Origin of the sequence: Aureimonas sp. ME7, assembly GCF_903970965.1 — a bacterium.
Lineage (GTDB): Bacteria > Pseudomonadota > Alphaproteobacteria > Rhizobiales > Rhizobiaceae > Aureimonas.
Window position 1 is genome coordinate 1 of sequence record NZ_CAJCKW010000027.1, and the last position, 11555, is coordinate 11555.

11 protein-coding genes are annotated in these 11555 nt (G+C 63.2%); 6 read left to right on the plus strand and 5 right to left on the minus strand.

What is annotated here, in order from left to right; genetic code table 11:
* Positions 1–2151, plus strand: a 2151-nt coding sequence (locus tag H7A85_RS20155) for a calcium-binding protein (RefSeq protein ID WP_182422330.1), incomplete at its 5' end; no start/stop codon positions are given.
* 176 nt (positions 2152–2327) lie between these two features.
* On the opposite strand, the gene H7A85_RS20160 is transcribed toward H7A85_RS20155, so the two are convergent.
* Positions 2328–3086 (minus strand): CDP-diacylglycerol diphosphatase, encoded by a 759-nt coding sequence (locus H7A85_RS20160; protein ID WP_348519711.1) that lies wholly within the window; start codon positions 3084–3086, stop codon positions 2328–2330.
* A 149-nt stretch (positions 3087–3235) separates the two neighbouring features.
* Between H7A85_RS20160 and H7A85_RS20165 the strand changes: the two genes are divergently transcribed.
* From H7A85_RS20165 to H7A85_RS20175, 3 genes are read left to right on the plus strand one after another with little or no spacing between them, the layout of a single operon-like run.
* Positions 3236–4162 carry an N-acetylmuramidase family protein gene (locus H7A85_RS20165; protein ID WP_182422332.1) on the plus strand — a complete coding sequence of 309 codons (927 nt, stop codon included), beginning with the start codon at positions 3236–3238 and terminating at the stop codon, positions 4160–4162.
* A 32-nt stretch (positions 4163–4194) separates the two neighbouring features.
* Positions 4195–4584 carry a hypothetical protein gene (locus H7A85_RS20170; protein ID WP_182422333.1) on the plus strand — a complete coding sequence of 130 codons (390 nt, stop codon included), beginning with the start codon at positions 4195–4197 and terminating at the stop codon, positions 4582–4584.
* Positions 4581–5102: a hypothetical protein gene (locus H7A85_RS20175; RefSeq protein ID WP_182422334.1), complete on the plus strand. Its 522-nt coding sequence runs from the start codon at positions 4581–4583 to the stop codon at positions 5100–5102. Before H7A85_RS20170 ends, H7A85_RS20175 begins: the two co-directional genes overlap by 4 nt.
* Positions 5103–5411: 309 nt before the next feature.
* Here the strand turns inward: H7A85_RS20175 and H7A85_RS20180 are convergent, their stop codons facing one another.
* The 4 genes from H7A85_RS20180 to H7A85_RS20195 all read right to left on the minus strand — a co-directional run bounded on the left by H7A85_RS20180 (position 5412) and on the right by H7A85_RS20195 (position 9470).
* Positions 5412–6359, minus strand: a complete 948-nt coding sequence (locus tag H7A85_RS20180; protein WP_182422335.1) for a DUF6282 family protein — start codon at positions 6357–6359, stop codon at positions 5412–5414.
* A 5-nt stretch (positions 6360–6364) separates the two neighbouring features.
* On the minus strand, positions 6365–7306 hold the full coding sequence (locus tag H7A85_RS20185) for a hypothetical protein (protein ID WP_182422336.1): 942 nt from the start codon (positions 7304–7306) through the stop codon (positions 6365–6367).
* A gap of 74 nt (positions 7307–7380) precedes the next feature.
* On the minus strand, positions 7381–8151 hold the full coding sequence (locus H7A85_RS20190) for an aldolase/citrate lyase family protein (RefSeq protein WP_182422337.1): 771 nt from the start codon (positions 8149–8151) through the stop codon (positions 7381–7383).
* A 14-nt stretch (positions 8152–8165) separates the two neighbouring features.
* Positions 8166–9470, minus strand: coding sequence for an MFS transporter (locus tag H7A85_RS20195; RefSeq protein ID WP_182422338.1), 1305 nt, complete (start codon positions 9468–9470; stop codon positions 8166–8168).
* 120 nt (positions 9471–9590) lie between these two features.
* Between H7A85_RS20195 and H7A85_RS20200 the strand changes: the two genes are divergently transcribed.
* Together H7A85_RS20200 and H7A85_RS20205 are read left to right on the plus strand one after the other, a co-directional pair.
* The gene (locus H7A85_RS20200; protein WP_182422339.1) at positions 9591–10355 is read left to right on the plus strand and encodes a DNA-binding transcriptional regulator; all 765 of its coding nucleotides are present in this window, start codon (positions 9591–9593) and stop codon (positions 10353–10355) included.
* 107 nt (positions 10356–10462) lie between these two features.
* Entirely contained in the window at positions 10463–11347 is an 885-nt protein-coding gene (locus H7A85_RS20205; RefSeq protein ID WP_182422340.1) for a 3-keto-5-aminohexanoate cleavage protein, read from the plus strand.
* The last annotated feature ends 208 nt before the right edge of the window (positions 11348–11555 follow it).

Here is an 11555-nt window from a genome sequence, read left to right on the forward strand (position 1 = left end):
GTCGTCATCGAGAAGCCCGGCGAGGGCACCGACCGCGTGATGGCGAGCGTTTCCTACAAGCTGACCGACAATGTGGAGAACCTGATCCTCACCGGCACCGCCGACATCAACGGCACCGGCAACGCGCTCGCCAACGTGATCAACGGCAATGCGGGCAACAACGTCATCGACGGGGGTCTGGGCGCCGACACCATGGCCGGCGGCAAGGGCGACGACGTGTATTACGTCGACAACTCTGGTGATGTCGTCAATGAGTATACGAATGAAGGCACGGATACGATTTACGCGTCCGTTTCCTATTCACTCACTACGGCGGTCGAGAACCTCGTCCTCACCGGCAAGGACGATCTCAACGGCACTGGCAACTGGCTCGACAACAGGATCACCGGCAACGACGGCAACAACGTCCTGAACGGCGGCTCGGGCGCGGACACGATGATCGGCGGCAAAGGCGACGATACGTATGTCGTGGATAATGCGAACGACGTGATCATTGAGAAAGCAGGCGAGGGCGTAGACACAGTACAGACAAACGTCAGCAACTACCGCCTTGGCGCACACCTCGAGAACCTCGTTTTCACCGGCAGTTGGGGTACGACGCTCACCGGCAACGAACTGGCCAACAGCCTGACTGGCAGCATCGGCAACGACACACTAGACGGTGGTGCGGGTGCCGACACGCTGATCGGCGGGAAGGGGAGCGATACCTACATCGTTGATAGCGTTGGAGACGTGGTGATCGAGAAACCTAGCGAAGGTACAGACCGCATTCTTGCCAGCGTCTCCTATAGGCTGACAGAGAATGTTGAGGATCTTACCCTTACCGGCTCTGATGCCATCAACGGCACGGGTAATGCTCTGGGCAACGTCATCCTCGGCAACGCAGCTAACAACATCATCGACGGTGGCGCCGGCGCTGATACCATGGCGGGCGGAAAAGGCGACGACACCTATTACGTCGATCATGCCGACGACGTGGTTGTTGAGTGGTCGAACGAAGGAACGGATTCAGTCTACGCTTCGGTGTCGTATTCGCTAGCAGGCCATATCGAAAACCTCTTTCTGACTGGAAGCGGCAACCTCAACGGGACTGGTAACTGGCTCGACAACCTAGTCGTTGGAAACGCGGGCAACAACGTCTTGGATGGTGGTTCGGGTGCTGACACAATGGTGGGTGGGGCCGGAAACGACACCTACTACGTCGATAATATCGGCGATGTGGTTGTCGAAAATGCCAACGAAGGCATCGACACTGTGTACACCAGCCTTAGCAACTACAGGCTGGGAGCGAATGTCGAGAACCTCGTGTTTACCGGCGTTTGGGGCACATCACTCTATGGCAACGAGCTTGGAAATCGCCTGACCGGCAACGTTGGTGGAGACACGCTAGATGGCGGCGTAGGGGCCGACACGATGTCGGGCGGGCTCGGCAACGACACATACATCGTCGACAACGTTGGCGATCTTGTAATTGAGAAGGCGAACGAAGGCGTTGACCGCGTGCTGGCGAGTGTCTCCTACAAGCTGTCAGATCATGTCGAAAATCTCGTCCTGACCGGGAGCGCCAGCATCAACGGAACGGGTAATGAACTAGTAAATAGTATCACGGGCAACTCTGGTAATAATGTCATCGATGGTGGTGCTGGGGCTGACTTTATGGCCGGCGGTAAGGGCGATGACACCTACTATGTGGACAACGTCGGTGACGTAGTCTTGGAGTACACCAACGAGGGTATCGACACTGTCTACGCGTCAGTTTCGTACTCTCTAGACTCCGCGGTGGAAAATCTGATCCTCACCGGTAAGGCTGACCTCAACGGCTCGGGCAACTGGCTCGACAATAAGGTCTTCGGAAACGACGGCAACAATCTCTTATTCGGCGGTGGAGGGAACGATACCCTAAACGGCGGCTTCGGCAATGATACCCTGTACGGTGGAACAGGCTCAGACGTGTTCGTGTTCGAAGCCAACTCCGGACACGACATCATCGCTGACTTTAGCAAATCTCAGGGCGATCGACTCGACTTCAACGGTCAAACGTACACTGTACATGACGTGAACGGCTCAGCCATATTCACCTTGTCCGGTGGAGGAACGGTGATTCTGACCGGTGTGACCTCCGGCAACTTGGGCACCGAAATCTTCGTCTAATCGATGTGCCTTTCCCTGTGGAGATGAGCGAGAACACGAGAAACGAAGACGCCGGGCTGGCCGCCAAGCCACCCGGCGTCTTCTGACGATCAGGGGGTATGTCCACGCCGCCTGACTGCTGGGACCAGTAAGCCTCGAACCGGATTAACAATCCGTTCCACCCCGTCAGCCCCATCTCAATTGCAGTCGGACTGGATAAGGCGTTCGACTGCGAATGGGCTGCTACCCGGTCCCTGCGTAGGGTTTGTTAGTAGGACAATAGCTGATCGACCGTTCGGCAGCGTTTCGCGAACAGCAATCAACGTTTGCCGCCTGCTCTCCACTCCGGTGCCCGGCAACTCATCAAGCAAAACTTGAATCGGGTTGAAGTCCACCGTGTCTGCGGCGTCGATCCGCATCGCCAAGACAGATTTGCCGCCTAGTCGGAAGCTGAGCCGTGCGAACCGGTTTGGATTCACTGCAACAACACGAGATTTCAGCGCGGCCTGAACGTCTGGGCGAAGGCAAGCGATGTGAATGTGGAGCCGATCTTGCGAGCGGACGAACTTGGAATTAATCCCGAGGGCGAAACCATCCGGCGGATCGTCGTCGGCACTGCCCTTAGAGAGCAGCCAGTGACGTTCGCGCCAGGCATCGGCGAAGAAGTTCGGCGCGGGCGCGTTCAAGAGGCGTGGATCCTCAATCCCGCTGATGTCGGCGAGAGCCGTTAAGATCGTACGTTGCCGTTCGCCTGGCTCACGTAGGACCGCATACCCCCCTTCGGCGTCCTTGTCGGTTTCGACCGCTAAGCACGGGGCGGGTGATGAGGTTACAGTGAAGTTCGCTCGACAGGCAGAAACGACCATCCCAAGCGCCGAACGACTTACCGCCTTCGCATTCAATGACCCTAGGCAAAGGACGCCGAGGCAAACGATCAAAACTGAGCAGAGGCGCATTAAAGCTCGCTGTATGGACGTGGTTGGCGAGCCTATACACCATGACCTCGCTGCAATCAGCCGTTGAGGCGCCTATCACCCCCGCCCAATCTGACACCATCCCGCCCGGCCATCGCGCCGGGCTTTTTCATGCCCGAAAGGCTGACACCATGGACCGTTTCAACGGCTTCAAGGGCGTGGCGCGCCCGCTCGACGACATCGATCTGCCGCGGCTGGGCTACCTCATCGGCGTCGGCGAGGACGAGATCCACGCCGTCATTGATGTCGAGACCGCCGGTGGCGCCTGGGACGCGAAGGGGCGGCCCAAGATGCTGTTCGAGCCGCATCGCTTCTGGAAGAACCTTGGCGCCGGATCGAAGCGCGACCGCGCGGCGCGCGAGGGGCTGGCCTATCCGTCGTGGGGCGAGAAGCCCTATCCGAAGGACAGCTACCCGCGCCTGTCGCAGGCCATGGCGATCGACGAAACGGCGGCGCTGAAGTCCGCCTCCTGGGGGCTTGGGCAGATCCTTGGCGAGAACCACGCCATGCTCGGCTACGACACCGTGCAGGACATGGTGCTCGACTTCCTCGACGATGCCGACAAGCATCTGGAGGGAATGGTCAACTTCATCCTGGCGGCCAAGCTCGACCCGAAGCTGCGCGCCCACGACTGGGCCGGGTTCGCGCGCGGCTACAATGGGCCGCAGTATGCCAAGCACAGCTATCATACGAAGCTGAAGACAGCTTTCGACTGGTGGTCGAAGAAGCCTGACACGCCGTGGTCGCCGGAAGCGGCACCGATCGTCGTGCCCATCCCAACGCCGCGACCCAAGCCGGTGCCGACGATCGGACACAACGGCGGACCGCCGCTCGAGGATGCGAAACCCATTCCGACCGGCAGCGTCACATCGAAGGCGAAGGGCGGGGCGATCGGGACGACGCTGATCGGACCCGTGCTGATCCTGATGGCGAAGTTCGGCTGGATCCCGCCCGAGATCGCGAACGACCCGGAAACGGTGATCATCCTGACGACGGTCCTCGGCGCCATCGGGGCTTATGCCGGCGCCTACTACGCACCGCGCAACGCCGCGACCTGATCCTGCATCCCGCATAGCATGAGGCAGAGCCGGTGACAGACGACACGACCGCCATACTCCGGCGCCTCGATGCGGTGGAGCGCAACACAAGCGACCAAGCCAAAAGCATCACCGAGTTCTTCGCCGCTGTCACGCGTATCGAAGACGGCGTCGAGCGCCTTGCCCCGTTGTCAGACGAAACGGTTAAGTTCCTTGGCGAACTGCGGGACGAAGAGGTGAAGACCCTGCGGGTTCTCGGCCGAATGGACGAGGAGGAGCGCAAGCTTGTCTTCGAGGCAATCGATTTGACGAAATCCTTTCGCCGCACGGCTCGCTTCCTTCGATGGCTGGCCGTCGGCCTCCTCGGCATCTTCCTGTTCTTCAACCAGCTCTCCGAACAGATCGGCAAGCTCCTCACCACGTTCCAGGGTGGTCCACGATGAAGCAGCTCCTTGCCACGTTCCTCGTCGCCTTCCTCGGATGCGGGACGGCTGTCGTTGGCCTATGGTCGGGCGACCGATCGCCGCCGACCGAAACCATCTCCTCACGCATCGAGCCCGCTGTCGTCCCAGCCGGCGGGGGAGGGGAAGTCCAGTATGTCTATTTGCGATACCGGGCTTGCGACCGCCGGATCCGCGCCAGCATCATCGACGCGGCCGGTCGCCAGTTTGAGTTCTTGCCGCAGACAAGCCCTCCGACGACGGGACGGCTTCCCGGGCGCACGAACAGCTACGCTCGGCCGTTCCGCGTCTCCAGCGCCGCGCAGCCAGGTCCGGCAGTCTACCATGTGGAGATCGAGGACATCTGCAATCCGCTTCAGACGGTCTGGCCGATTCGGCGCACGGTCGAGGTGCCGTTCGAGATCGGGCCGGTCGTGCCAGTGGCGGGTGCGCTGGGCTATCGCGCCGATGAAGGCATGGCCCAATGCATCATGCGGCGGTTCGCGGGACTGGGGCGTTAGGAGCGACTGGCTAAAATGGGTGGAAAGCCGACCGTCCGGTTTCTAGCAAAACCCATAAAAAACGGACGGTCATCTCCGGTTCAGCGTGCCTACCATAGGCTCGGTGGAGATAGCTGAAAGAGCCTCCCGCTTACTACGGCAGACTCGCAGTCCCGCCAATGGAAAAAGTTTGGAAAGCTCCTCCCTTCCAAAGGCTGCATCATCCAGAAGCCGCGTGGGGCCCACGCAATCGAAACCTCTTGAACGCAACCCCGTGTAGGCTAGCACTTGGAAGTCTGAGCGACCGACGTGCCGCAACCCAGCATCTCCCTAAGTGAGGTGAAGCAAGCCAGCGGCGTTGTCGCCGACCAAACGCCGGATGTCGGTTTCGCTGAACTCGAGGTCAAGAAGGATTTGGACGATTGCGCGAAAGCCGTCCACCGGGCGTGGGCTGCCGACGAGACCGAGATCCGAGGACAGGATCGTCCGATCCACACCCGCGACCTCGATCAGATGGGTCAGGTCTTCCGGCGTGAACTTCGATGACTTGCCGCCCACGAACATGCCGATCGAGTGCTCCATATAGGCGCCCTGTCCGACCAGATGCCGGATATCGGCATCGGTGCAGCCGATCACGTAGGTCGGATGGTTGACCATCATCTTGCGCACGCCGCGCCGCCCGGCTTCCTCGAAAAGAAGGCCGAGCTCGGCCGCCGACAGGTGGCCGCCCGACAGAATGATGTCCGCCTCCGCGATCAGGTCCAGCACCTGCTTGGTGTCGTCGGTCAGTTCGCCATTGGCGTCCAGCACGCTGAGCGGAAGGGGAGGCAGCATTCGACGGGTGGTCTTGGGAAAGGTCTTGGTCTGTTTTCCCGCGTCCGCCAGATGGTTCGCGGCCGAAAGCGTCGGCATCCAGACGATCGCCGCGCCGAGCGCGATGGCGTGGTCGACGGCATGCGGATTGATGCCGCCGGATGCGTTGTTGAGCGCGATCCCGGAGAAGAGCTCCAAACCCTCACCCTGGAACAGGGTTTGCAGGATGATCGAATGCGGCATCCCGACATAGAAGTGATCCTTGAACAGAAGCGCTCGGAAGCCGGCGCGCTGCGCGTCGATCATCGCCTCGCGGTGGTCGAGAATTCGGGGCATGGCCGCAGGGCCGCTGTGGCAATGAAGGTCCACGGCGCCAATCAGAAGCCTGTCGACCTCGGCCGCGCGAGCGGGCGTGGGAAGGGCGAAGGCGCCGTCGTGGCGCGGCAGGAACGGTTCGATCTTCATGACCGTCAATCCTTGGCTGGGATAGGTCCGGCGACATCGTCCGCGTCGCCGGGCATGGGATAGTCGTCGGCGTTGAGGACCCAGCCCGGCTTGGCCGAGAAGTCCGCGCGCGGCGGACAGAAGATGTCGACGAGCTGGTTCAGTCCCGCGCCCGTCGCCTCCGAGGTGTGGATGGCCGGCGGGGGGATGATCGCGGCGGAAGGCGAGCCGCAGGCCACGTGCTCGTCGTCGCGCCAGTGGGCCCGGTTCGTGGTCCAGGGCCAACGCAGATGATGCTTGTAGTCGCCCGCAAGGGCGAGGGAGCACTGCTCGAAATCGTCGTGATGATGTGGGGAAAGCATCGCCGGGTCGCGCGGGCCGTTCTTCGGCTCGAGATAGTTCACCATGAAGGTCGAGCCGCGGAAGATCCGGCCGAAGCGCCCCGGCTCCGGTGCGACGTCGAGACTGTAGGTCCGCACGCGATGGCCGCCGCGCGGGCCGGGCCAGGAGACGCGCTCGGGAATGGCGGCGTTCGTCCGCTCGTAGGTCTCCCGGTTCGAGGCAAGCGCCATCACCTCCGGCGACGCATCCGTGAACAGGCGGACGACCCTCCCGCCCTCTGGCATTCGGATGCGACTGTCGCCGGGCGGAACGAAGGTGATCGAGAAGCCGGCAACGGTCGCGGTCTGCCCTTCCGCCTCCGCCACCGCGCCGGTGCCGGCGTCCGGAAGCAGGAGGACATATTCGTCGACCTGACCCACGCGCTCCAGGACCGCGTCGGGCGCGCAATCGCTGTAGACGATCGCAAAGGTCTGTCCGCGCACGATCCAGCTCGCGACGCCGGGCGAGCGCTCGTCGGGCTCGCTTTCGTAGAAGCGGGCATAGGTGGCAGGACATGCGGGGCCAGCCGGTTTGCTGGGCGCGGCGGACGGCGCGAGGCTCGCGCGCGGATCGGAGGCGGCGTACATCGGTTGTGGCCTTGTTGGTCTGGATCGAAGTTCGGCAGCGCTGCGGTCCCGGTCGGGGCGCCCGCTCCCGGCGCTCAGTCGCGGAAGTCTCGGAGGATATGTCCGGCGGCCTTGCGAAGAAGGCCTTGGTCGGTCGAGAGGATGAAGGCGGTGGCGCCCATGGCGGAGAAGGCATCGCCCTCCGCCCGCGCGCTTGCCATCACCATCACGGGTTTGCCCGCTCGTTGGGCGGCGGCGGCGATGCGCGTGACGGCGGCGTCGATCTCGGGCGCGCGCGCGTCGGCGGCGCCGAGCGCGATGGTCAGATCGCCACGCCCCACGAAGAAGCCGTCGATCCCCTCGACCGCGCTGATCTCCTCGATGGCTTCGAGGGCCGAAGGGTCCTCGATCATCGCGATCGCCGTAACGGTCTCGTCCGCGTCGTCGACATAGGGCCAGGAGGCGAAACCGCCGTAGCGGCCCGAACGCCCGGAGGGCGAGTAACCGCGTCGCCCCTTGCGGTAACGACAGGCTTCGACCACCGCGCGGGCCTTGATGGCATCCGAGACATGCGGCACCAGCACGCCCGCCGCGCCGCAGTCGAGCGCCCCGAGAATGGTGTCGGGCGAGGACACCCGCACGAGACCCGCTACGCCGGACGCGCGCGCCGCCAGAAGGGCGATGTCGATCTGCGCGCGGTCGAAGGGCGCATGCTCCTCGTCGATCACCACGAAGTCGAAGCCCACGGTGCCGAGGATCTCGATGGGCTGGGGGGCCGGCGTCTTGACGAAAGTGCCCAGAAGACGGTGTCCCTGCATGAAGCGCTGGCGAAAGCTGGAGCTGTCGGGAAAGGGCTGTGCGGCCATCGTCGTCTCCTCCGTCAGGAGTTGGGCTGGCCGGGAGCGGCCGGTTGCATCGGGGCGCGGCTGGGTGCTGCGACGAGGCGCAGGACCGAGACCGCGAACAGGAGCGCGAGACACGCGGCGGGCACGATCATGGCGCCGACCGGACTGCCAACGGCCTGGGCGACCGAGGGCATCAGGTTCTGTCCCAGGAAGCCGCCGAGAAGGCCGATCGTGTTGACCACCGCAATGCTGGTGGCACCGCGCGATCCCTTGAACAGGCGTGAGGGGAAGAACCAGAAGCAGGGGAACAGGATCGAGATGCAGGGGGTGCCAACGGCGAGAGCCAGGAACCGGAGCGTGTTGGATGGCAGCATCGTGGCCGCCACGAAGCAGACGACGCCGATCGCGGTAAAGGCGACCGCCGCTTTCACGATCGAGCGCTCGGCCTGGAGGCGGCGGGGGATCGTGAACAGCAGAACCGCGACCAGCGCCCAGGGAACGGCATTGAGAAGACCGTTCTGTGTTCCCGACACGCCGAAGCCCTTGATGACGGTTGGCAACCAGTAGATCACGCCGAACAGCGAGATGTTGATGAGCGTGTAGACCGCCGCGAGGCCGAGGACCTTGCCGTCCAGCATCGCGCCGAGCGGGTTGCCGCCATGCTCGGGCTGGTTCTGGCGGCTCGCCAGCCAATCCTTCTCTTGTTCCGACAGGAAGGTGGTCGAGCGCGGGTTGTCGGGCAGGAAGCGCAGAACGACGAGCGAGAGCAGGATCGGCGGAATGCCGGTGACGATGAAGACCCATTGCCAGCCGCTGAGGCCGATCATCCCGTGCAGATCGAGAAGGGGGCCCGCGATCAGGGCGGACAGCATGTTGCCGAAGGCGCTGCCCAGCGTGAGAAGGCCGACCGCACGCACCCGATGGCGCTCGGGGAACCACAGCGTCAGATAGAAGATGATGGCGGGGTACAGGCCGCCTTCCGCCGCCCCCAGAAGAAAACGGAGCGCGTAGAAGGTCAGGCCGGAACTGGCGAAGGCGAGGCAGACCGTCAGCAGGCCCCAGGTCAGGGCGATCCGCGCGAACCAAAGCCTCGCCCCGAAGCGGTAAGCCGCCATGGCGCTCGGGATTTCGACGGCGACGTAGCTGAAGAAGAACAGGGAGGAGCCCAGCGCGAAGCCGACCTCCGACAGGTTCATCTCCTCGATCATCTGCAGCTTGGCGAAGCCGATATTGGACCGGTCGATGATCGCGCAAAGGTAGAGGCCGACCACCATCGGCATGATTCGCCAGGTCAGGCGACCGATCAGCTTATCTTCGTTGACGGCTTGGTTCGGGTTCATCGCTTCCTCCCAAAAGCGAATGTCGCCCTAGACGACATTTTCGGTGCGCCACTCTTGTCAACGCAAGCATTGCCGATCCATGGGATTGCAAGGTCGTTCCGACAGGCGGAATGGAGAGGCATGGTCGATCAACCCGTCGAGTCGGTTCTGAGAGCCTTGTCGCTGTTGCGCGAACTCAATCGGCAGCGCGTCACGACGGTCGGTGACCTGCATCGCGTCACCGGACTTCCCAAACCCACGATCGTGCGTCTGCTGGCCACGCTCTGCGAGGCGCAATACGTCGTCAACGACCGGAGGCAGGGCGGCTACCACGTTACCTCCAATGTCAAGGCCTTGAGTTGCGGCTATCACGGCGACCCGCTGGTGGTCGAAGCGGCGCGTCCATGGGCGATCGACTTCACCCGGCAGCATCGCTGGCCGATTGCCGTGGCGACGTTCGAGCGCGACGCGATGGTGGTGCGGTTCAGCACGATCCCCGACAGCCCCGTTTCGCCGTTTCACGGAACGGTCAATCTGCGGCTCGACCTTCTGAGCCGCGCCTTGGGGCGAGCCTATCTCGCCTTCTGTTCCGACAAGGAACGCTCGTTCCTGCTCGACGTCCTGGAGATCGACGATCCAGCGGAGCGCCAATCCAACCTCGCCATGCTCGGCCGCGTGCGGCGGGCCGGTTTCGCGGTGCGTGACGCACATGTCGAACCGCGGACGTCGAACACCATCGCCGTACCGATCCAGCGCGATGGCCGGATCCTGGCGACCGTCGGGGTCACCTATTTCGTGTCGGCCCATCCTTTGCCCCGGGCCGTGTCTCATTTCGTGCCCCTGCTGCATGAACTCTCGCAGAGGATCGGCGAAAGCGTTGCGGGGCTGGAGGCTCCCGCGCTCTAGCAGCGCGCCGACCGTTCCGCCAAGCGGAACAAGATCGCGACCACCTCGCGGTCCGCTACGCCGCCTGCTTGTCTCCGGCGAGGATACGGATCCAGAGGACAAGAAGCATGGTTTCCCCGAAGCGAAAGACCGTCATCACCTGCGCCGTCACCGGAAACCTGACGACGCGCGACCAGACCCCGTATCTCCCCGTCACGCCCGGTGAAATCGCGACGGCCTGCTTGGAGGCGGCGAAGGCTGGGGCGGCGATCGTTCATATCCACGTGCGCGATCCGGAGACCGGCCGGCCCTCCATGGCGCTCGAGCACTATCGTGAGGTGGTCGAGCGGATCCGGGACGAGAATTCGCAGATCATCATCAACCTCACCACGGGACCCGGCGGCCGCTTCATGCCGGGCGACCCCGACCCGGCGGTCGCGGGACCCGGAACGACCCTGACGACGCCTAAGCGCCGCGTCGCCCACGTCGTCGAACTGAAGCCCGACATCTGCACGCTTGACCTCAACACGATGACTTTCGGACGCGAGGTCGTCATCAACACGCCTGCCAGCATTCGGCGCATGGCGGCGTTGATCGCGGATGCCGGCGTGCTGCCGGAGATCGAGCTTTTCGATACGGGCGACACGGCGCTTCTGGGGGATCTCGTCGCCGACGGCACGCTTGGTGGCCAAATCCTCTGCTCGCTGGTGCTCGGTGTGCGCTATGGCTTCCCCGCCACGCCGGAAACCCTGCTGCATGGCCGCAGCCTCCTACCGAAAGACAGCGTCTGGACGGCCTTCGGTGTCGGACGCAACGCCTTCGCGATGGTTGCGCAAAGCTACCTGGCCGGCGGCCACGTGCGCATCGGTCTGGAAGACGCAGTCTACCTGGAAGAAGGTGTCCATGCTCGCAGCAACGCGCTCATGGTGGAAAAGGCCCGGCGGATCGTGGAACTCCTCGGCGGCACGGTCGCCACCTGCGAGGAAGCGCGAGCGGCTATGGGGCTGGGATAGCCGGCGAGACGGATGTGAACGAGGCAGAGACAAAGCAACGTCCGGTTCCCGGCATCGCGGAAGGGCGTGCGGATGTCTGAAAGGGGTCCAGGCTGTTTCAAAACGTCGAACCCTGTTGTCGTTCGACGTTTTGGGACCGACCGGATGGCTGGACATCGAAAGGCGGCGCTCTGTAGCTGCGTTTTGTGCTCATCGCTGGATAAGATGA